Source organism: Enterobacter cloacae complex sp. HYC042_NIDB, assembly GCF_056673315.1.
On record NZ_CP109650.1, the window covers coordinates 940,349 to 962,619 of the forward strand.

The 22,271-nt window shown below is 55.5% G+C and carries 20 protein-coding genes; 15 read left to right on the forward strand and 5 right to left on the reverse strand.

Annotation, left to right across the window (positions count from 1 at the left end; translation table 11 throughout):
- Positions 1-115 precede the first annotated feature (115 nt).
- The gene (locus tag OKF39_RS04495) at positions 116-268 is read left to right on the forward strand and encodes a Hok/Gef family protein (RefSeq protein ID WP_010427008.1); all 153 of its coding nucleotides are present in this window, start codon (positions 116-118) and stop codon (positions 266-268) included.
- 92 nt (positions 269-360) lie between these two features.
- Here OKF39_RS04495 and leuD read toward each other — a convergent pair whose 3' ends face one another.
- From leuD to leuL, 5 genes are all read right to left on the reverse strand, one after another.
- Complete coding sequence (gene leuD / locus OKF39_RS04500; RefSeq protein WP_028015497.1) at positions 361-966, reverse strand: 3-isopropylmalate dehydratase small subunit; 606 nt, start codon at positions 964-966, stop codon at positions 361-363.
- A 10-nt stretch (positions 967-976) separates the two neighbouring features.
- Positions 977-2,377 carry a 3-isopropylmalate dehydratase large subunit gene (gene leuC / locus OKF39_RS04505; protein WP_232948622.1) on the reverse strand — a complete coding sequence of 467 codons (1,401 nt, stop codon included), beginning with the start codon at positions 2,375-2,377 and terminating at the stop codon, positions 977-979.
- Between the two features lie 2 nt (positions 2,378-2,379).
- Complete coding sequence (gene leuB / locus OKF39_RS04510) at positions 2,380-3,471, reverse strand: 3-isopropylmalate dehydrogenase (protein ID WP_232948621.1); 1,092 nt, start codon at positions 3,469-3,471, stop codon at positions 2,380-2,382.
- Positions 3,471-5,042 (reverse strand): 2-isopropylmalate synthase, encoded by a 1,572-nt coding sequence (gene leuA / locus OKF39_RS04515; RefSeq protein WP_479983523.1) that lies wholly within the window; start codon positions 5,040-5,042, stop codon positions 3,471-3,473. Before leuA ends, leuB begins: the two co-directional genes overlap by 1 nt.
- 91 nt (positions 5,043-5,133) lie before the next feature.
- Positions 5,134-5,220 carry a leu operon leader peptide gene (gene leuL, locus OKF39_RS04520; protein WP_071993742.1) on the reverse strand — a complete coding sequence of 29 codons (87 nt, stop codon included), beginning with the start codon at positions 5,218-5,220 and terminating at the stop codon, positions 5,134-5,136.
- Between the two features lie 609 nt (positions 5,221-5,829).
- Between leuL and leuO the strand changes: the two genes are divergently transcribed.
- From leuO to murG, 14 genes are all read left to right on the forward strand, one after another.
- A complete protein-coding gene (leuO, locus tag OKF39_RS04525) occupies positions 5,830-6,774 on the forward strand; it encodes a transcriptional regulator LeuO (RefSeq protein ID WP_041911249.1) in 945 nt (314 codons plus the stop codon).
- A 380-nt stretch (positions 6,775-7,154) separates the two neighbouring features.
- Positions 7,155-8,879, forward strand: coding sequence for an acetolactate synthase 3 large subunit (gene ilvI, locus OKF39_RS04530; protein WP_028015500.1), 1,725 nt, complete (start codon positions 7,155-7,157; stop codon positions 8,877-8,879).
- Between the two features lies 1 nt (position 8,880).
- The gene (gene ilvN / locus OKF39_RS04535) at positions 8,881-9,372 is read left to right on the forward strand and encodes an acetolactate synthase small subunit (RefSeq protein ID WP_045259452.1); all 492 of its coding nucleotides are present in this window, start codon (positions 8,881-8,883) and stop codon (positions 9,370-9,372) included.
- 179 nt (positions 9,373-9,551) lie between these two features.
- A complete protein-coding gene (gene cra, locus OKF39_RS04540; protein WP_014168621.1) occupies positions 9,552-10,559 on the forward strand; it encodes a catabolite repressor/activator in 1,008 nt (335 codons plus the stop codon).
- Between the two features lie 599 nt (positions 10,560-11,158).
- A complete protein-coding gene (gene mraZ, locus OKF39_RS04545; protein ID WP_014882537.1) occupies positions 11,159-11,617 on the forward strand; it encodes a division/cell wall cluster transcriptional repressor MraZ in 459 nt (152 codons plus the stop codon).
- 2 nt (positions 11,618-11,619) lie between these two features.
- Positions 11,620-12,561 (forward strand): 16S rRNA (cytosine(1402)-N(4))-methyltransferase RsmH, encoded by a 942-nt coding sequence (rsmH, locus tag OKF39_RS04550; protein ID WP_028015503.1) that lies wholly within the window; start codon positions 11,620-11,622, stop codon positions 12,559-12,561.
- Entirely contained in the window at positions 12,558-12,923 is a 366-nt protein-coding gene (gene ftsL, locus OKF39_RS04555; RefSeq protein WP_006173860.1) for a cell division protein FtsL, read from the forward strand. Before rsmH ends, ftsL begins: the two co-directional genes overlap by 4 nt.
- Before the next feature lie 15 nt (positions 12,924-12,938).
- A complete protein-coding gene (locus tag OKF39_RS04560) occupies positions 12,939-14,705 on the forward strand; it encodes a peptidoglycan glycosyltransferase FtsI (RefSeq protein WP_028015504.1) in 1,767 nt (588 codons plus the stop codon).
- Positions 14,692-16,179 (forward strand): UDP-N-acetylmuramoyl-L-alanyl-D-glutamate--2,6-diaminopimelate ligase, encoded by a 1,488-nt coding sequence (gene murE, locus OKF39_RS04565; protein ID WP_014882540.1) that lies wholly within the window; start codon positions 14,692-14,694, stop codon positions 16,177-16,179. Before OKF39_RS04560 ends, murE begins: the two co-directional genes overlap by 14 nt.
- The gene (gene murF, locus OKF39_RS04570) at positions 16,176-17,534 is read left to right on the forward strand and encodes a UDP-N-acetylmuramoyl-tripeptide--D-alanyl-D-alanine ligase (protein WP_028015506.1); all 1,359 of its coding nucleotides are present in this window, start codon (positions 16,176-16,178) and stop codon (positions 17,532-17,534) included. The genes murE and murF overlap by 4 nt, the downstream gene beginning before the upstream one ends.
- On the forward strand, positions 17,528-18,610 hold the full coding sequence (gene mraY / locus OKF39_RS04575; protein WP_008501985.1) for a phospho-N-acetylmuramoyl-pentapeptide-transferase: 1,083 nt from the start codon (positions 17,528-17,530) through the stop codon (positions 18,608-18,610). Before murF ends, mraY begins: the two co-directional genes overlap by 7 nt.
- A gap of 2 nt (positions 18,611-18,612) precedes the next feature.
- Positions 18,613-19,929, forward strand: coding sequence for a UDP-N-acetylmuramoyl-L-alanine--D-glutamate ligase (gene murD / locus OKF39_RS04580; RefSeq protein ID WP_028015507.1), 1,317 nt, complete (start codon positions 18,613-18,615; stop codon positions 19,927-19,929).
- Positions 19,929-21,173, forward strand: a complete 1,245-nt coding sequence (ftsW, locus tag OKF39_RS04585; protein ID WP_028015508.1) for a cell division protein FtsW — start codon at positions 19,929-19,931, stop codon at positions 21,171-21,173. Before murD ends, ftsW begins: the two co-directional genes overlap by 1 nt.
- Positions 21,170-22,234, forward strand: coding sequence for an undecaprenyldiphospho-muramoylpentapeptide beta-N-acetylglucosaminyltransferase (murG, locus tag OKF39_RS04590; protein WP_028015509.1), 1,065 nt, complete (start codon positions 21,170-21,172; stop codon positions 22,232-22,234). The genes ftsW and murG overlap by 4 nt, the downstream gene beginning before the upstream one ends.
- Positions 22,235-22,271 lie beyond the last annotated feature (37 nt).

Genomic DNA, 22,271 nt, shown 5'->3' on the forward strand with positions numbered 1-22,271 from the left:
CGCAAGAGGCAAACAGTGGAGATTCCCACATCAAAAAACTGATGGGGAGACCAACTTCACAACCAACATTGCGAGGTTAGTCTCTTCATTGCCGAAAAGCAATAAGGAGGCTGGAATGCCAAAACGTACTCTGCTGTTAGGTTTGTTTCTGATCTGTACGACGCTATTGATCTTCACCTGGATGGTGCGTGATTCGCTGTGTGAGTTGCACTTCAGACAGGAGAAAACAGAGCTGGCGGCAGTGTTGGCTTACGAAGCGAAACGTTAGCGGTATTGGCGGGGGAAGTGTCCCCGCCTCTCCAGAGTGGTTGAGCCTCAACGCACCCTTATCAATGGCCCGCGCCCTGTGGGCCATTGCCTTTAGCCCATAAACGCAGGCTGTTTTTTCTCGTACGCTGAGATGGCATCCTCGTGCTGGAGCGTCAGGCCAATGCTGTCCAGACCGTTCAACATGCAGTGGCGACGGAAGGCATCAATGCTGAAGCTGTAGGTCTTATCCCCGGCTTTCACCACTTCCGCTTCCAGATCCACCTCAAATGCCATCCCCGGATTTGCCTTAACCAGCGCGAACAGTTCATCGACCTGCTCGTCGCTCAGCGTCACCGGCAGCAACTGGTTGTTGAAGCTGTTGCCGTAGAAGATATCCGCGAAGCTCGGGGCGATAACCACTTTAAAGCCGTAGTCGGTCAGCGCCCAGGGCGCATGCTCACGCGAGGAGCCGCAGCCGAAGTTTTCCCGCGCCAGAAGAATGGATGCACCTTTGTATTCCGGGAAGTTCAGGACGAACTCCGGGTTTGGCACTTCGCCTTTGTCGTCCAGAAAACGCCAGTCGTTGAACAAGTGTGCGCCAAAACCGGTGCGGGTCACTTTCTGCAAAAACTGTTTCGGAATGATCGCGTCCGTATCGACGTTAGCGGCGTCCAGCGGGACAACACGGCCCGTATGTTGGGTAAATTTCTCTGCCATGATTGTCTCCTTATTTCAGGCTGCGAATATCGGCGAAATGGCCGGTGACTGCCGCAGCGGCGGCCATTGCCGGGCTGACCAGGTGGGTGCGTCCACCCCGGCCCTGACGGCCTTCAAAGTTACGGTTGCTGGTGGAGGCGCAGCGCTCGCCCGGATTCAGGCGGTCGTTGTTCATCGCCAGACACATGGAGCAGCCCGGCAGGCGCCATTCGAAGCCTGCTTCGATAAAGATCTTATCCAGTCCTTCCGCTTCCGCCTGGGCTTTCACCGGACCGGAGCCAGGAACCACCAGCGCCTGCACGCCCGGCGCCACTTTGCGACCTTTGGCAATCTCTGCCGCCGCGCGTAAATCCTCGATACGGGAGTTGGTGCAGGAGCCGATGAACACCTTATCAATGTTCACGTCGGTCAGCGGTACGCCGGGTGTCAGCCCCATATAGGCCAGCGCTTTTTCCGCGCTGGCGCGTTCGACCGGATCGGCGAAGGAAGCCGGGTCAGGAATGCTGTCGTTGACAGAGATGACCTGGCCAGGATTGGTACCCCAGGTGACTTGCGGCGCAATCTCTTCCGCCTGCAGCGTGACAACGGTATCAAAGGTGGCACCGTCGTCAGTTTTCAGGGTTTTCCAGTACGCGACCGCGTCGTCAAAATCCTGACCTTTCGGCGCGTGCAGACGGCCTTTCACATAGTTGAAGGTGGTTTCGTCCGGTGCGACCAGGCCTGCTTTAGCACCCATCTCAATCGCCATGTTGCACAGGGTCATACGGCCTTCCATGCTCAGCGCTTGAATCGCGTCGCCGCAGAATTCCACCACGTGACCGGTACCGCCTGCGCTGCCGGTTTTGCCGATAATCGCCAGCACGATATCTTTCGCGGTGATACCCGGCGCGGCTTTGCCCTTCACCTCAATCTTCATGGTTTTGGCGCGGCCCTGTTTCAGAGTTTGCGTCGCCAGAACGTGCTCAACTTCCGATGTGCCGATGCCGAACGCCAGCGCGCCAAACGCGCCGTGGGTCGCGGTATGGGAGTCGCCGCAGACGATGGTCATGCCCGGCAGCGTAATACCCTGCTCAGGTCCCATCACGTGGACGATACCCTGATACGGGTGGTTCAGATCGTACAGCTCCACGCCAAATTCGTTGCAGTTCTTGATCAGCTCCTGCATCTGGATGCGCGCCATCTCGCCGGAAGCATTGATGTCTTTGGTCTGGGTGGAGACGTTGTGATCCATCGTGGCAAAGGTTTTACCCGGCTGGCGCACCGGACGCTTGTGCGCGCGCAGGCCGTCGAAGGCCTGTGGAGAGGTCACTTCGTGCACCAGGTGGCGGTCAATGTACAGCAGCGGGGTTTCGTTTGGCGCCTCGTAGACAACGTGCGCATCAAACAATTTTTCATATAACGTCTTGGCCATGATTACACCCCTTCAGCGACATAGCGGGCAATGATGTCGCCCATTTCATCAGTACTGACTGCTGCCGTGCCGCGCGCTAAGTCACTGGTACGGACGCCTTCTTCTAACGCCCGGTTAATGGCGTTTTCAATTGCGGTTGCTGCGTCACCTGCATCGAGGCTGTAGCGCAGCAGCAGGGCCAGGGAGAGGATCTGCGCAATCGGGTTCGCAATGTTCTTGCCTGCGATATCCGGCGCGGAACCGCCCGCCGGTTCGTACAGGCCAAAGCCTTCTTCATTCAGGCTGGCCGATGGCAGCATGCCCATAGAGCCGGTGATCATCGCGCACTCGTCAGACAAAATATCGCCGAACAGGTTGGAGCAGAGCAGCACGTCAAACTGGGACGGATCCTTAATCAGCTGCATGGTCGCGTTGTCGATGTACATATGCGACAGCTCAACGTCCGGGTACTGCTTAGCGACTTCACTGACGATCTCGCGCCACAAAATGGACGACTGCAGCACGTTCGCTTTATCAATGGAGGTCACCTTATGGCGGCGCTTGCGTGCAGATTCAAAGGCGATATGGGCGATACGTTCAATTTCGAAACGGTGGTACACCTCGGTATCAAACGCTTTCTCGTGCTGACCGCTGCCTTCGCGACCTTTTGGCTGACCGAAGTAGATCCCGCCCGTCAGCTCACGCACGCACAGGATGTCGAAACCGTTGGCCGCGATATCCGCGCGCAGCGGACAAAACTCTTCCAGCCCCTGATACAGCTTAGCCGGACGCAGGTTACTGAACAGCTTAAAATGTTTACGCAGCGGCAGCAGCGCGCCGCGCTCTGGCTGCTCTGCCGGCGGCAGGTGTTCCCATTTTGGACCACCGACGGAGCCAAACAGCACGGCATCGGCATTTTCGCAGCCTTCAACGGTGGCTTTCGGCAATGGCGTTCCGTGATTATCAATCGCAATACCGCCCACGTCGTAGTGGCTGGTGGTAATTTTCATCGCAAAACGCGAGCGAACGGCTTCCAGTACTTTCAGCGCCTGTGCCATCACTTCCGGACCAATACCGTCACCCGGCAACACAGCAATATGGTAGTTCTTCGACATTACACGGTTTCCTTGTTGTTCTCTTTATTCTGAGCTTTGCGTTGCAACTCTTTTTCGACTTCAGCGGCGCGCCAGATGTTGTTCAGGACGTGCACCATCGCTTTCGCGGAGGATTCGACAATATCCGTCGCCAGGCCCACACCGTGGAAACGGCGGCCATTATAGTTGACGACGATATCCACCTGACCCAGCGCGTCTTTACCGTGCCCTTTCGCCGTCAGGTCGTATTTCACCAGCTCTACGTCGTACTCGGTAACGCGGTTGATCGCCTGATAGATGGCATCCACAGGGCCGTTACCGTTGGCGGCTTCCGCTTTGATTTCATCACCGCAGGCCAACTTGACCGAGGCGGTAGCGATATCGCTGGAGCCGGACTGCACGTTGAAATAGTCCAGACGGAAGTGCTCTGGCTCTTCCTGCTGTTTGTTGATGAAGGCCAGCGCTTCCAGGTCGTAATCGAATACCTGGCCTTTCTTGTCGGCCAGCTTCAGGAACGCGTCGTACAGCTGATCCATGTCGTAATCGCTGTCCTGATAGCCCATCTCTTCCATCCGGTGTTTCACTGCCGCACGACCGGAACGGGAGGTCAGGTTCAGCTGAACCTGGTTCAGGCCGATGGATTCCGGAGTCATGATTTCGTAGTTTTCACGGTTTTTCAGCACGCCGTCCTGGTGAATACCGGAGGAGTGGGCGAAAGCGCCGGTTCCAACAATCGCCTTGTTAGCCGGGATCGGCATGTTGCAAATCTGGCTGACGGTCTGACTGGTGCGCCAGATTTCATTGTGATTGATGCGGGTGTGCACGTTCATGATGTCTTTGCGCACCTTGATCGCCATGATCACTTCTTCCAGTGAACAGTTGCCCGCGCGTTCACCGATACCGTTCATTGCACCTTCTACCTGACGTGCACCCGCGTGCACCGCAGCGATGGCATTGCCTACGGCCAGGCCCAAATCATCATGGGTATGTACTGAGATGATTGCTTTATCAATGTTAGGTACGCGCTCATACAGGCCGGTAATGATGTTGGAGAACTCAAACGGCATGGTATAGCCGACGGTGTCCGGGATGTTGATGGTTTTAGCGCCCGCGTTGATGGCGGCTTCGACTACGCGCGCCAGGTCTTCAATCGGCGTACGGCCCGCATCTTCACAGGAGAATTCAACGTCATCGGTGTAGTTGCGTGCGCGCTTAACCATGTATACCGCGCGTTCAATGACCTCATCCAGCGTGCTGCGCAACTTGGTTGCGATGTGCATTGGTGAGGTTGCAATAAAGGTATGAATACGGAAGGCTTCGGCCACCTTCAGCGACTCAGCCGCAACGTCGATGTCTTTCTCTACGCAGCGCGCCAGACCGCACACGCGGCTGTTTTTAATGGTGCGGGCGATAGTCTGTACGGATTCAAAATCACCCGGAGAGGAGACGGGGAAACCGACCTCCATCACGTCGACGCCCATACGCTCGAGAGCCAGCGCAATCTGCAGTTTTTCTTTTACACTCAGGCTTGCCTGTAATGCCTGTTCACCGTCACGTAAAGTAGTATCGAAAATAATGACTTGCTGGCTCATGGGTTAGGTCCTTGTCAGTCTTAGGGCGCCTTGCTACGAGCATAAAAAAACCCGCGCAGTGGCGCGGGTTTTTAGTCTTACTGGTGACGATTCAACGCTGAATTTCGCCCGCCAGTCTACCGCGCACAGTGGATGCGTTTAGTAGTAGTAGACCGATGAAACGAATGGTGCGTGTCATGAATCGTGCTCCGTTAAATTCAATATGCTTTTAGTGGTACTGGATACAGCTGTGCATGTCAACCCCTGATGGTAAAAACGGCCCCAGAAGGCTAAACAGAGAGGGTGTGTTGTTTAGCTTATTGTGCTGGGTTTTTGATTTTTAACTTAACTAATTGTCTATTTTTGGACTTAAAAAACATTTGCAGAAACGAATAAACATAACGGGTATTTTTCAGGTGACGCAGTCCTCACAAGTGCTTTCTCTTTAAACCGTTTTACTATCATCGAGTTATCTTTTTTTTAGAGAGCTTTTTCTCCCTTCAAACAGAATCATTGATAACAGATTGTTAACTTAATTCTGCTCAATGTCGATAACAGTTTAATTATACTTAAGTCATCCTTAACTGGATGGTTATTGTATATTGATTTGGTTTATGGTTTCATTCAAACACTAAAGTTAAGCATATCCTTTGTGCCGTTTTGTATTATAGCATTATTAGATAATCTTTATATATTCCGATTTTTAAACAATTTTCTTTCGCTGGTCGTATCTGCATGGTAAATCATATTTTTCGAAATTATTACAGTGCGTTGGCGAAGGGAGTGTAGCGTGACAGTGGAGTCAGAAGTGCCAGAAAATAATATTAAACAACCACAGATTACTGATGGAATTAAACCACAGTTACGCACGGTGGATCTTAATCTACTGACGGTGTTTGATGCTGTCATGCAGGAGCAGAATATCACGCGTGCGGCACAAGCCCTGGGGATGTCACAGCCTGCCGTAAGTAATGCCGTTGCCAGGCTTAAGGTTATGTTCAACGACGAATTGTTTGTTCGTTATGGAAGAGGGATCCAGCCTACAGCGCGGGCTTTCCAGCTTTTCGGCTCCATCCGCCAGGCGCTGCAGCTGGTGCAAAATGAGCTGCCGGGCTCGGGCTTTGAACCCTTAAGCAGTGAGCGAGTATTCCATCTCTGCGTCTGCAGTCCATTAGATAATTATCTGACATCAATTATTTATAATAAAGTTGAAGAGATCGCACCTAATATTAATCTCGTCTTTAAATCGTCCTTAAATCAAAACACCGAACACCAGTTACGTTACCAGGAAATCGAATTCGTCCTGGGTTATGAAGAATTCCGCCGTCCTGAATTTTCCTGTGTACCGCTGTTTAAAGATGAAATGGTGCTGGTTGCCAGCAAAAAACATCCACGACTGAATGCGCCGTTACGTGAAAGTGACGTTTATAGCGAACAGCATGCCGTTGTTGCGCTCGACAGATATGCCTCCTTTAGCCTGCCCTGGTACGACACTGCGGAGAAACAGGCGAGCGTGGCTTATCAGGGGATGGCCATGGTCAGCGTATTAAACGTCGTTTCCCAGACGCAGCTGGTGGCAATTGCCCCACGCTGGCTGGCAGAAGAGTTCTCTGGCGCGTTAAATCTGCAAATTTTGCCTCTGCCGCTCAAGCTAAATAGCCGCACCTGCTATCTCTCCTGGCATGAAGCTGCTGGACGGGATAAAGGACATCAGTGGATGGAAGAGCTACTTATTAGCATCTGCCGTCGGTAATCGAGTCAGGATAAATTGCATCTTTGCATGTGATTTATCCTGGTTTTGTTTCTTTTATTAATATTTTGTTCTGTTGCGTATTTTATCTGGCGGCTGCCAGGCCCGTAAAAATAGATGATTTTCTACATCGCCGCGCTTTTCAGCGATGATTTATCATCTCATCCCCTAATTTCAGATGAATTAACCATATCCTCTGACAATGTCTGTTTTTTCTGCTTTCACGGCCTCTTCTCTCTCCTGGTTTGCGAATTGCCTGCCTCATAACGAGCGGTTAAGGTAAGTATCACTCTGCAAAATAGAAGACGGGTTCATCCCGATCGCAAGACGGTGCGGAAATGAATTCGGCGGTCCGTCTATAACAAAATGCCTGGAGGCAAAGCATGGAGATGTTGTCTGGCGCGGAAATGGTCGTCCGGTCGCTGATCGATCAGGGCGTAAAGCAAGTGTTCGGCTATCCTGGCGGCGCGGTCCTCGATATTTATGACGCACTGCATACGGTAGGGGGTATTGACCATGTGCTGGTACGCCATGAGCAGGCGGCGGTACATATGGCCGATGGCCTGGCGCGTGCGACGGGTGAAGTGGGCGTGGTCCTGGTCACGTCGGGGCCCGGTGCGACAAACGCCATTACCGGCATTGCGACCGCGTACATGGACTCTATTCCGCTGGTGATCCTTTCCGGACAGGTCGCGACATCACTGATTGGCTATGATGCGTTTCAGGAGTGCGACATGGTCGGGATTTCGCGTCCCGTCGTGAAGCACAGCTTCCTGGTCAAGCAAACCGAAGACATTCCTGGCATTCTGAAGAAGGCGTTCTGGCTGGCGGCAAGCGGGCGCCCGGGGCCGGTGGTGGTCGATCTCCCTAAAGATATCCTGAACCCGGCAAACAAGCTGCCTTATGTCTGGCCGGAATCGGTGAGCATGCGCTCTTACAACCCAACAACGCAGGGTCACAAAGGTCAGATCAAACGCGCGCTGCAAACGCTGCTGGCCGCTAAAAAACCGGTGGTCTATGTCGGTGGCGGGGCCGTCAATTCAGCGTGTGAGGCACAGCTTCGTGAACTGGTTGAAAAGCTCAATCTTCCTGTTGCGTCATCGCTGATGGGACTCGGAGCGTTTCCCGCCACCCACCGTCAGGCGCTCGGCATGTTGGGTATGCACGGTACCTATGAAGCCAACATGACGATGCATCATTCTGACGTCATCTTTGCCGTCGGCGTGCGTTTTGACGATCGTACGACCAACAACCTGGCGAAGTATTGCCCGAACGCCACCGTGCTGCACATTGATATCGATCCGACGTCAATTTCAAAAACGGTGTCGGCTGATGTACCTATCGTCGGCGACGCGCGACAGGTCCTTGAACAAATGCTGGATCTGCTGGCGCTGGAAAACACAGCGCAACCGCTGGATGAAATCCGTGACTGGTGGCAGCAAATTGAGCAATGGCGCGCGCGGCAGTGTCTGAAATATGACACCCAAAGCGAGCATATTAAGCCGCAGGCGGTCATCGAAACGGTATGGCGACTGACGAAAGGCGACGCGTATGTGACCTCTGACGTGGGCCAGCATCAAATGTTTGCCGCCCTCTATTATCCGTTTGATAAACCGCGTCACTGGATCAACTCGGGAGGTTTAGGCACGATGGGCTTTGGCCTGCCTGCCGCGCTGGGCGTGAAGCTGGCGCTGCCAAATGAAACCGTCGTCTGCGTGACCGGAGACGGCAGTATTCAGATGAACATTCAGGAACTTTCCACCGCGCTGCAATATGAGCTGCCGGTACTGGTGCTCAACCTCAATAACGGCTATCTCGGTATGGTGAAGCAGTGGCAGGATATGATCTACTCGGGCCGCCACTCTCAGTCATATATGAAATCGCTGCCGGATTTTGTTCGTCTTGCTGAAGCTTACGGTCATATAGGGATGCGGGTGACCGATCCGGCTGAGCTGGAAACGAAGCTCGCCGAAGCGCTTGAGCACGTTAAAAACAACCGCCTCGTCTTTATGGATGTCATCGTTGATGGAACCGAGCACGTTTATCCGATGCATATTCGCGGCGGCGGTATGGACGAGATGTGGTTAAGCAAAACGGAGAGAACCTGATATGCGCCGGATATTATCGGTATTACTGGAAAACGAGTCTGGCGCACTGTCGCGCGTCATTGGGCTTTTTGCGCAGCGTGGCTATAACATTGAAAGCCTGACCGTGGCGCCAACGGACGATCCGACGCTGTCGCGTATGACGATTCAGACCGTTGGCGATGCCAAGGTAATTGAGCAGATCGAGAAACAGCTGCATAAGCTGGTCGATGTGCTGCGCGTAAGCGAGCTGGGGCAGGGCGCTTACGTTGAGCGTGAGGTCATGCTGGTAAAAATACAGGCCAGCGGTTACGGGCGCGAAGAGGTCAAACGCAATGCGGATATTTTCCGCGGACAGATCATCGACGTCACGCCTTCTCTTTATACGGTTCAACTGGTCGGAACCAGTGACAAGCTGGATGCTTTCCTGGCATCCGTGCGGGATGTAGCAAAAATTGTTGAGGTGGCGAGATCGGGGATCGTTGGTCTGTCACGCGGCGAGAAAATCATGCGGTAGTTGTTAAAAAGGTTCGCCTCTTTCAGCCCGGTCACCAAAGCCGGGCTTTTTTTTGCGTAATCAGCCGACAACGCAGATAAAAGCGGTTGCCGCGAAGGCTTTTCTGCGTTTAGATGTTAAAAGATTTAACCATAACCTTGACAGGGCCATGGACTCTTTTCTTTTTTTAAGGGGCAATTGTGAAACTGGATGAAATCGCCCGGCTAGCCGGCGTGTCACGAACAACGGCCAGTTATGTGATTAACGGCAAAGCAAAGCAGTACCGCGTCAGCGATAAGACCGTTGAAAAAGTTATGGCGGTGGTTCGTGAGCATAACTACCATCCGAATGCTGTCGCTGCCGGCCTGCGTGCCGGGCGCACCCGCTCTATTGGTCTGGTGATCCCGGATCTGGAAAACACCAGCTATACCCGTATCGCCAACTATCTCGAACGTCAGGCCCGCCAGCGCGGTTACCAGCTGCTGATAGCCTGTTCTGAAGACCAGCCCGATAACGAGATGCGCTGCATTGAACATCTGCTCCAGCGTCAGGTCGATGCCATCATCGTCTCGACCTCCTTACCGCCGGAGCATCCGTTTTACCAGCGCTGGGCGAACGATCCGTTCCCCATCGTGGCGCTGGACCGCGCGCTCGATCGTGAGCATTTCACAAGCGTAGTGGGTGCCGATCAGGATGACGCGGAAATGCTGGCCGCTGAGCTGAGAACCTTCCCCGCTGAAACGGTGCTGTATCTTGGCGCGCTGCCCGAGCTTTCCGTAAGCTTCCTCCGTGAGCAAGGGTTCAGAACCGCCTGGAAAGACGATCCGCGTGAAGTCCACTATCTCTATGCCAACAGCTATGAACGCGAAGCCGCTGCGCAACTGTTCGAAAAATGGCTGGAGACGCACCCGATGCCCCAGGCGCTGTTCACCACGTCATTTGCCCTTCTGCAGGGGGTAATGGATGTCACCTTGCGTCGTGAAGGCAAGCTTCCCTCTGACCTGGCGATCGCCACGTTTGGGGATAACGAGCTTCTCGATTTCCTTCAGTGCCCGGTGCTGGCGGTGGCCCAGCGTCACCGAGATGTAGCGGAACGCGTCCTGGAGATTGTTCTGGCGAGCCTGGATGAGCCGCGCAAACCGAAGCCGGGTCTGACGCGTATCAAACGTAATCTCTATCATCGCGGAATTTTGAGCCGCCATAAATGAAATGACGGGGCGGCGAAAAACCGCCCCTTTTTACTGGAATAATTCGCCGAGTTAATTCCCGCAGTGAAATTAGGATAATTCTTGAGAGATCCTAATCTACTATTTTTCTTAATTCATTTTGCCGTTTAAAATGGTCCATAAAGAATCATGAAGCGATTTTTAAAAGCCTCTCTTTGTATTACTTTGTTACAAACCCTCTTCGGTCGATGAATATTCAGACGTTTTTCCTTCCCCCCGACCGGCCAGCAACGCAACCGCCGCTTCCACCGACCGATTGAGTGAATCTGGCGCTGTTATCCCCTGACAATCTGTCATAAAATGCTGCCCGCGTCGCAAACTGACACTTTATATTTATCTGCGATGATATTGAGTGAGCCTTAACGCTAGTGTGCATATTCGGTTTTTTTCTTACAAATATTCATAACGTTAATTTGCCTCGCCAGTTGTGCAGTTATTAACCAGGACTGTTTATCTCTGTAAATAGAGGGCTTTCGGGTCTCTGCAGGGAGAGTCCTGGCTTGACAAGCTTTTCCCTCGCTCCGTAAACTCCTTTAGGTGGGAATTTGTGGGTTAAAGTGGTGAGGAGGGGTGAGACTGGCATGTTCCGTGGAGCTACGTTAGTCAATCTCGACAGCAAAGGGCGTTTATCGGTCCCAACCCGATACCGCGACCAGCTGATTGAGAATGCTTCGGGTCAAATGGTTTGCACCATTGACATCAACTCCCCCTGCCTGCTGCTTTACCCCTTACCTGAATGGGAAATCATTGAGCAAAAGCTGTCGCGACTGTCGAGCATGAACCCGCAAGAGCGCCGCGTGCAGCGGCTGTTATTGGGACATGCCAGTGAGTGTCAGATGGATAGCGCCGGGCGATTACTGATTGCGCCCGTGCTGCGGCAACATGCCGGTCTGACCAAAGAAGTGATGCTGGTCGGGCAGTTCAACAAGTTTGAACTGTGGGACGAAACGACCTGGTATCAACAGGTCAAGGAAGATATCGACGCTGAGCAGTCTGATTCCGCAACTTTATCGGAACGGCTGCAGGACTTGTCTCTATAAATATGATGGAAAATTATAAACATAAAACGGTGTTACTGGACGAGGCCGTGAACGGCCTGAATATTCGTCCGGATGGCATCTACATTGATGGCACGTTTGGTCGCGGTGGTCACTCGCGGTTGATCCTTTCCCAGCTTGGAGAGGAAGGGCGACTGCTGGCAATCGATCGCGATCCGCAGGCGATTGCCGTGGCACAGACCATCAATGACCCACGCTTTTCCATCGTGCATGGACCTTTTTCTGCGCTCGCGGATTACGTGGCCGAGCGCGATCTCACGGGCAAGATCGACGGGATTCTTCTCGATCTTGGCGTATCTTCACCCCAGCTTGATGATGCAGAACGCGGCTTCTCCTTTATGCGCGACGGTCCGCTGGACATGCGTATGGACCCGACGCGCGGCCAGTCTGCCGCCGAATGGCTGCAGACCGCTGACGAAGCAGATATTGCCTGGGTGATCAAAACCTTCGGCGAAGAACGTTTTGGCAAGCGCATTGCGCGCGCCATCGTTGAGCGTAACCGCGTTGAGCCAATGACCCGCACCAAAGAGCTGGCCGAAGTGATTGCGGCGGCGACGCCGGTGAAGGATAAGCACAAACATCCCGCGACCCGTACCTTCCAGGCGGTTCGCATCTGGGTAAACAGTGAACTGGAGGAAATAGAGCTGGCGCTAAAAAGCTCGCTCGACGTGCTGGCCCCGGGTGGGCGGTTATCCATCATCAGCTTCCATTCGCTGGAAGACCGCATTGTAAAACGCTTCATGCGTGAACAGAGCCGCGGTCCTCAGGTTCCAGCGGGGCTGCCGATGACGGAAGAACAACTCAGGAAGCTGGGGGGCCGTCAGTTGCGAGCATTAGGCAAGTTGATGCCGGGCGAAGAAGAGGTGGCAGAGAATCCACGTGCCCGTAGTTCAGTGCTGCGAGTTGCAGAGAGGACGAACGCATGATCGGCAGAGTGACAGAAACCCTAAGCAAAGTTAAGGGATCGTTAGGAAGCAACGAGCGCCATGCCTTGCCTGGCGTGATCGGCGACGATCTTTTGCGATTCGGGAAACTGCCACTCTGCCTGTTCATTTGCATCATTGTTACGGCAGTTACGGTGGTGACCACAGCTCACCATACACGTTTATTGACTGCGCAACGCGAGCAGCTGGTGCTGGAACGCGATGCGCTGGATATTGAATGGCGAAATCTGATCCTTGAAGAAAACGCGCTCGGCGATCACAGCCGGGTTGAACGGATCGCAACGGAAAAGCTGCAACTGCAGCATGTTGATCCTTCCCAGGAAAATATCGTAGTACAAAAATAAGGGAACACGCGACGCATGAAAGCAGCGGCAAAAACGCTTAAACCAAAACGTCAGGAAGAACAGGCCAACTTCATCAGTTGGCGTTTTGCGTTGCTTTGCGGCTGCATTTTACTGGCGCTGGGTTTCCTGCTGGGACGCGTGGCGTGGTTGCAAATCATCGCCCCTGACATGCTGGTACGCCAGGGCGATATGCGCTCCCTTCGCGTTCAGGAAGTGTCGACTTCTCGCGGAATGATCACTGACCGTTCAGGTCGCCCGCTGGCGGTGAGCGTGCCGGTGAAAGCGATTTGGGCCGACCCGAAAGAGCTGCACGACGCCGGTGGCATCACGCTTGATAACCGCTGGAAAGCGCTTTCAGATGCGCTCAAAATGCCGCTGGATCAGCTAGCCTCCCGCGTCAACGCGAACCCGAAAGGGCGTTTTATCTATCTGGCGCGCCAGGTTAACCCCGACATGGCGGACTACATTCGAAAACTGAAGCTGCCGGGCATTCATCTGCGCGAAGAATCCCGTCGTTACTATCCGTCCGGCGAAGTAACCGCTCACCTCATCGGCTTCACCAACGTCGACAGCCAGGGGATTGAAGGCGTTGAAAAAAGCTTCGATAAGTGGCTCACCGGCCAGCCTGGCGAGCGAATTGTGCGTAAGGACCGCTACGGGCGCGTCATCGAAGATATCTCCTCTACAGACAGCCAGGCGGCGCACAACCTGGCTCTGAGTATTGACGAGCGCCTGCAGGCGCTGGTCTACCGCGAGCTGAACAACGCCGTGGCGTTTAACAAGGCAGAATCCGGCAGCGCCGTGCTGGTGGATGTCAGCACCGGAGAAGTGCTGGCCATGGCCAACAGTCCTTCCTACAACCCGAACAACTTTACCGGCACCGCAAAAGATGCGATGCGTAACCGGGCGATTACCGACGTGTTCGAACCCGGCTCCACGGTGAAACCGATGGTGGTGATGACGGCGCTTCAGCGCGGTATCGTCAATGAAAACACGGTCCTGAACACGATCCCTTACCGTATTAACGGCCACGAGATTAAAGACGTGGCGCGCTACAGCGAATTGACCCTGACCGGGGTGTTACAGAAGTCGAGTAACGTCGGTGTTTCAAAGCTGGCGTTAGCGATGCCGTCCTCAGCGTTAGTAGAGACTTACTCACGTTTTGGACTTGGAAAGGCGACCAATTTGGGGTTGGTCGGAGAACGCAGTGGCTTATATCCTCAAAAACAACGGTGGTCTGACATAGAGAGGGCCACCTTCTCTTTCGGCTACGGGCTAATGGTAACCCCGTTACAGTTAGCGCGAGTCTACGCAACGATTGGCAGCTACGGCGTCTATCGCCCGCTGTCCATCACCAAAGTTGATCCACCGGTTCCGGGCGAGCGTATCTTCCCGGAATCCATCGTTCGTACCGTTGTGCACATGATGGAAAGCGTGGCGCTGCCGGGCGGCGGCGGCGTGAAGGCGGCCATCAAAGGCTATCGCATCGCCATTAAAACCGGTACGGCGAAAAAGGTGGGGCCAGACGGCCGCTACATCAACAAATACATTGCCTATACCGCAGGCGTTGCGCCTGCTAGCAATCCGCGTTTTGCGCTGGTGGTTGTGATTAACGATCCACAGGCGGGTAAATACTACGGCGGCGCCGTTTCCGCGCCTGTGTTTGGCGCCATCATGGGCGGCGTGTTACGCACCATGAACGTTGAACCAGATGCGCTGGCGACGGGCGAAAAAAGTGAATTTGTAATTAATCAAGGCGAGGGTACAGGTGGCAGATCGTAATTTGCGCGACCTTCTCGCTCCGTGGGTGCCAAATGCACCGGAGCGAGCACTGCGAGAGATGGTACTGGACAGCCGCGTGGCTGCTTCTGGCGATCTTTTTGTGGCGGTGGTTGGTCATCAGGCGGACGGGCGTCGTTATATCCCGCAGGCGATTGCGCAAGGTGTGGCTGCCATTATTGCTGAGGCTAAAGACGAGGCAACCGACGGTGAGATCCGTGAAATGCACGGGGTGCCGGTTATCTATCTCAGCCAGTTGAATGAGCGTCTCTCTGCACTGGCAGGACGTTTTTATCACGAACCTTCCGACCAGCTGCGTCTGGTTGGCGTGACGGGCACGAACGGAAAAACCACCACCACGCAGCTGATGGCGCAGTGGGCTCAGTTGCTGGGTGAAACCGGCGCGGTGATGGGGACCGTTGGTAACGGCCTGCTGGGCAAAGTGAGCCCGACGGAAAACACCACCGGTTCTGCGGTTGACGTACAGCACGTGCTTGCCGGTCTGGCAGGGCAGGGGGCAACCTTTGCCGCGATGGAAGTTTCTTCGCACGGCCTGGTACAGCACCGCGTCGCGGCACTGAAGTTTGCTGCTTCAGTGTTCACCAACCTGAGCCGCGATCACCTTGATTATCATGGTGATATGGAACACTACGAAGCCGCCAAATGGCTGTTGTTCTCTACTCACCATTACGGCCAGGCCATCATCAACGCCGACGACGAAGTGGGCCGCCGCTGGCTTGCGAAGCTGCCAGACGCGGTAGCGGTGTCGATGGAAGACCATATCAATCCGAACTGCCACGGCCGCTGGCTGAAGGCCGTTGACGTTAACTATCACGACAGTGGCGCGACGATCCGCTTTGCCTCTTCCTGGGGTGAAGGTGAAATTGAAAGCCGCCTGATGGGGGCGTTCAACGTCAGCAACCTGCTGCTGGCGCTGGCAACGCTGCTGGCGCTGGGTTATCCGATGGCGGAACTGCTGAAAACGTCAGCGCGTCTCCAGCCGGTTTGCGGCCGTATGGAAGTGTTTAGCGCGCCGGGCAAACCGACCGTGGTTGTCGATTATGCCCACACGCCGGATGCGCTGGAAAAAGCGCTGGAAGCGGCACGCCTGCACTGCACCGGTAAACTCTGGTGCGTCTTCGGCTGCGGTGGCGATCGCGACAAAGGTAAACGTCCCCTGATGGGCGCCATTGCGGAGCAGTTCGCGGACATTCCTGTGGTCACCGATGACAATCCGCGTACCGAAGAGCCGCGCGCCATCATCAACGACATTCTGGCGGGTATGCTGGACGCCGGTCGCGCCCGTGTGGTGGAAGGCCGCGCGGAAGCCGTGACAAACACCATCATGCAGGCAAAAGAAAATGATGTCGTTCTGCTGGCCGGTAAAGGTCATGAAGACTATCAGATTGTTGGCAATCGTCGTCTGGACTACTCCGACCGCGTAACGGCAGCGCGTCTGCTGGGAGTCGTCGCATGATTAGCATCACCTTAAGCCAGGCCGCTGCGGTACTGCACGGAGAGCTGCTGGGGCAGGATCTGACCATTGACGCGGTCACCACCGACACCCGTAAAGTGACCGCGGGCTGTCTGTTTGTGGCGCTGAAAGGCGAACGTTTTGACGCGCATGATTTTGCCGGACAGGCCAAAGAAAACGGCGCTGGCGCGCTGCTGGTCAGCCGCAGGCTGGATATCGATTTGCCGCAGATTGTCGTGAACGATACGCGTCTCGCATTCGGTGAACTGGCCGCCTGGGTTCGTCAGCAGGTGCCTGCTCGCGTTGTCGCGCTGACCGGGTCATCGGGCAAAACGTCAGTGAAAGAGATGACGGCGGCCATCCTCAGCCAGTGCGGTAATACGCTTTATACCGCAGGCAACCTCAATAATGACATCGGCGTGCCGATGACATTACTTCGCCTGACCAAAGAGCATGAGTTTGCGGTGATCGAGTTAGGGGCAAACCACCAGGGCGAAATCGCCTGGACCGTGAGCCTGACTCGCCCGGAAGCGGCGCTGGTGAATAACCTCGCGGCAGCGCATCTGGAAGGTTTTGGCTCGCTGGAAGGCGTGGCAAAAGCGAAAGGCGAAATCTACACCGGTCTGCCTGCTGACGGCATTGCCATTCTCAATGCCGACAACAACGACTGGCTGAACTGGCAGAGCATCATTGGCTCGCGTAAAACCTGGCGCTTCTCGCCGAACGCGGCCAACAGTGACTTTACCGCGACCAATATCCATGTGACGTCGCACGGTACGGAATTCACGCTTGCTACCCCAACGGGTGACGTAGACGTGCTGTTACCGCTGCCGGGACGCCATAACATCGCCAATGCGCTGGCGGCAGCGGCCTTGTCGACGGCGGTGGGAGCGTCACACGAGGCGATTAAAACCGGGCTGGCGAATTTGAAAGCCGTGCCGGGACGCCTGTACCCGATCCCGCTTGCAGAAAACAAATTGCTGCTTGATGACTCCTACAACGCGAACGTCGGCTCAATGACGGCGGCGGTGCAGGTGCTATCTGAAATGCCGGGCTACCGCGTCATGGTGGTTGGCGACATGGCGGAGCTGGGCGATGAAAGCGAAGCCTGTCATACCCAGGTGGGTGAAGCGGCGAAAGCGGCGGGACTGGACTGCGTGCTGAGCGCAGGAAAACTGAGCCAGGCGATTAGCCATGCCAGCGGCGTTGGCGAACATTTTGCCGACAAAGCCGCGTTGATTGAGCGCCTTAAGGCATTAATTACAGAAAAACAAATTGTGACAGTGTTAGTGAAAGGTTCACGTAGTGCCGCCATGGAAGAGGTTGTGCACGCATTACAGGAGAACGGGACATGTTAGTTTGGCTGGCCGAACATTTGGTCAAATATTATTCAGGCTTTAACGTCTTTTCGTATCTGACGTTTCGCGCCATCGTCAGCCTGCTGACTGCGCTGTTCATCTCGTTGTGGATGGGCCCGCGCATGATTGCCCGTCTGCAAAAACTCTCTTTCGGCCAGGTCGTACGTAACGACGGTCCGGAGTCGCACTTCAGCAAGCGCGGTACGCCGACGATGGGCGGGATCATGATCCTGACCGCGATCGTCGTTTCCGTACTGCTGTGGGCCTATCCGTCTAACCCGTACGTCTGGTGCGTGCTAACCGTACTGGTGGGCTACGGCATTATCGGGTTTGTGGATGATTACCGTAAAGTCGTCCGCAAAGACACGAAGGGCCTGATTGCCCGCTGGAAGTATTTCTGGATGTCAGTGATTGCGCTGGGCGTCGCCTTCGCGCTGTATCTGGCAGGAAAAGATACGCCCGCCACCGAACTGGTGGTGCCGTTCTTTAAAGACGTGATGCCGCAGCTGGGGCTGTTCTACATCCTGCTGGCCTACTTTGTAATTGTTGGTACCGGTAACGCCGTTAACCTGACCGACGGTCTGGATGGCCTGGCAATCATGCCTACCGTCTTCGTGGCGGCCGGTTTTGCGCTGGTGGCGTGGGCGACCGGTAACATGAACTTTGCGAACTACCTGCACATCCCTTATCTGCGTCATGCGGGTGAGCTGGTGATCGTCTGTACGGCGATTGTCGGCGCGGGGCTGGGCTTCCTCTGGTTCAACACCTATCCGGCGCAGGTCTTTATGGGTGACGTCGGTTCTCTGGCGCTGGGCGGCGCGCTCGGCATTATCGCCGTGCTGCTGCGTCAGGAGTTCCTGCTGGTGATCATGGGCGGCGTGTTTGTGGTTGAAACCCTGTCGGTGATTTTGCAGGTCGGCTCCTTCAAGCTGCGCGGTCAGCGCATCTTCCGTATGGCGCCGATCCACCACCACTATGAACTGAAAGGCTGGCCGGAGCCGCGCGTGATTGTGCGCTTCTGGATTATTTCGCTGATGCTGGTGCTGATTGGCTTGGCAACGCTGAAGGTACGTTAATCATGGCAGATTACCAGGGTAAAAAAGTCGTTATCATTGGGTTAGGCCTCACTGGCCTCTCCTGCGTGGACTTTTTCCTTGCGCGCGGTGTGACGCCGCGCGTGATGGATACGCGTGTCTCTCCGCCGGGTCTGGACAAGCTGCCGGAACAGGTTGAACGCCACCTTGGTGGTCTGAATGATGACTGGCTGCTGGCAGCCGATCTGATTGTCGCCAGCCCGGGTATGGCGCTGGCGCACCCTTCACTGAGCGCTGCTGCGGATGCGGGCGTTGAGATTGTCGGCGATATTGAACTGTTCTGCCGCGAAGCGCAGGCGCCGGTTATCGCGATCACCGGTTCTAACGGCAAAAGCACCGTCACTACCCTGGTGGGTGAAATGGCGAAAGCCGCGGGCATGAACGTAGGGGTAGGCGGCAATATCGGTCTGCCTGCGCTGATGCTGTTGGACAAAGGCTGCGAGCTGTACGTTCTGGAACTTTCCAGCTTCCAGCTTGAAACCACCTCCAGCCTGCATGCGGCGGCGGCAACGATCCTCAACGTGACGGAAGATCATATGGATCGATATCCATTTGGTCTGCAGCAGTATCGCGCGGCCAAGCTGCGTGTTTACGAAAATGCCAAAGTTTGCGTGGTTAACGCCGACGACGCGCTGACCATGCCGGTGCGCGGCGCGGACGAGCGCTGCATCAGCTTTGGTATCACCATGGGTGATTATCATCTGAACCGCCAGCTGGGCGAAACCTGGCTGCGCGTGAAAGGTGAAAAAGTGCTGAACGTGAAGGAGATGAAGCTTTCCGGCCAGCACAACTATACCAATGCCCTGGCGGCGCTGGCGCTGGCAGATGCCGTAGGGCTGCCGCGCTCTTCCAGCCTGAAAGCGTTGACCACGTTTTCCGGCCTGGCACACCGTTTCCAGCTGGCGCTGGAGCATAACGGCGTGCGCTGGATTAACGACTCCAAAGCGACCAACGTGGGAAGCACGGAGGCCGCGCTGAACGGTCTGCACGTTGACGGCACCCTGCATCTTCTGTTGGGTGGCGACGGCAAATCTGCTGATTTCTCCTCCCTGAAACAGTACCTCACCGGCGATAACATCCGCCTGTACTGCTTTGGCCGTGACGGCAGCGAGCTGGCTGAACTACGCCCGGAAGTTGCTGAGCAAACTGAAACGATGGAACAGGCGATGCGCCTGATTGCCCCGCGCGTGCAGCCTGGCGACATGGTTCTGCTCTCCCCGGCGTGCGCCAGCCTCGATCAGTTTAAGAATTTCGAACAGCGTGGCGATGTCTTTACCCGCCTTGCGAAGGAGTTAGGCTGATGCGTTTATCTCTCCCTCGCCTGAAAATGCCGCGCCTGCCAGGATTTGGAATTCTGGTGTGGCTGTTTGCGGCGCTGAAAGGCTGGGTGATGGCTTCACGGGATAAAGATTCCGATAGCCTGATTATGTACGACCGCACCCTGTTCTGGCTGACGCTGGGGCTGGCGGCGATCGGCTTTATCATGGTGACGTCGGCCTCTATGCCCGTTGGACAGCGTCTGGCGAACGATCCCTTCCTGTTCGCCAAGCGTGACGGGCTTTACATCATACTGGCGTTCTGCCTGGCGCTGGTAACGCTTCGTCTGCCGATGGCGTTCTGGCAGCGCCACAGTACCGCGATGCTGATCGCCTCCATTATCATGCTGCTGATCGTGCTGGTTGTCGGGAGCTCCGTTAACGGGGCATCACGCTGGATCGCCTTCGGCCCGCTGCGTATTCAGCCTGCGGAGTTCACCAAGCTTTCGTTATTCTGCTACCTGGCAAACTACCTGGTGCGAAAAGTCGATGAGGTGCGTAACAACCTTCGCGGCTTCTTAAAGCCGATGGGCGTCATTCTGGTGTTGGCGATCCTGCTGCTGGCGCAGCCTGACCTCGGGACCGTTGTCGTACTGTTTGTCACCACGCTGGCGATGCTGTTCCTGGCAGGGGCCAAGCTGTGGCAGTTCATCGCCATCATCGGGATGGGGATTTCAGCGGTGGTGCTGCTGATCCTCGCCGAGCCTTACCGTATCCGCCGCGTGACCTCGTTCTGGAACCCGTGGGAAGATCCGTTCGGTAGCGGTTACCAGCTGACGCAGTCGCTGATGGCGTTTGGCCGCGGTGAAGTTTGGGGGCAAGGTCTGGGCAACTCGGTACAGAAACTGGAGTATTTACCGGAGGCGCACACCGACTTCATCTTCTCCATTATTGGGGAAGAACTGGGTTATATCGGTGTGGTATTAGCGCTTTTAATGGTATTCTTCGTCGCTTTCCGCGCCATGTCGATTGGCCGAAAAGCGCTGGAGATCGATCACCGCTTCTCAGGCTTCTTAGCCTGCTCAATTGGTATCTGGTTTAGCTTCCAGGCGCTGGTTAACGTCGGGGCCGCAGCGGGTATGCTGCCGACCAAAGGTCTGACGTTGCCGCTGATCAGCTATGGTGGTTCGAGCCTGTTGATCATGTCGACGGCCATTATGTTTTTGTTACGCATAGATTATGAGACGCGTCTGGAGAAAGCCCAGGCGTTTACACGAGGTTCACGATGAATCAACCGAAGCGGTTAATGGTGATGGCAGGCGGTACCGGTGGACACGTGTTCCCGGGGCTGGCGGTTGCGCACCATTTAATGGAGCAGGGCTGGCAGGTACGCTGGCTGGGAACCGCAGACCGCATGGAAGCCGACCTGGTACCGAAGCACGGTATTGAGATCGACTTTATTCGTATTTCCGGCCTGCGAGGCAAAGGCCTCAAGGCCATGCTGCTGGCGCCGGTGCGTATTTTTAACGCCTGGCGTCAGGCGCGCACCATCATGAAGCGCTTTAAGCCCGATGTGGTGCTGGGTATGGGCGGCTATGTTTCTGGTCCCGGCGGGCTGGCCGCGTGGTCGTTAGGCATTCCCGTTGTTCTGCACGAGCAGAACGGTATTGCCGGTCTGACCAACAAGTGGCTGGCGAAAATCGCCACCAAAGTGATGCAGGCGTTTCCCGGTGCGTTTCCGAAAGCGGACGTGGTGGGTAACCCGGTGCGCGTCGACGTGCTGGCGCTGCCTCTACCGGATGCCCGCCTGGCGGGACGTGAAGGCCCGGTTCGTGTTTTGGTCGTTGGTGGTTCTCAGGGTGCGCGCATTCTGAATCAGACAATGCCGCAGGTGGCGGCAAAGCTGGGTGATGCCGTGACTATCTGGCACCAAAGCGGTAAAGGCGCTCAGCAGACCGTTGAGCAGGCGTACGCTGATGAAGGCCAGCCGCAGCATAAAGTGACGGAATTTATTGACGATATGGCCGCAGCCTATGCCTGGGCCGATGTCGTGGTCTGCCGCTCTGGCGCGCTGACGGTGAGCGAAATCGCCGCCGCCGGCTTGCCAGCGCTGTTCGTGCCGTTCCAGCACAAAGACCGACAGCAGTACTGGAACGCGCTGCCGCTTGAGAAAGCCGGCGCGGCGAAAATTTTTGAGCAGCCACACTTTACCGCCGATGCGGTCGCCACCACCCTGGCGGGATGGAACAGAGACGCACTGCTGGAGATGGCACAGCGCGCGCGCGCTGCCGCTATCCCGGATGCGACAGAACGGGTGGCAAAAGAAGTGAGTCTGGCAGCCCAGGCTTAACCCTCGCAGCGCGTGTTGCGCTGCACGAATTTTAAGT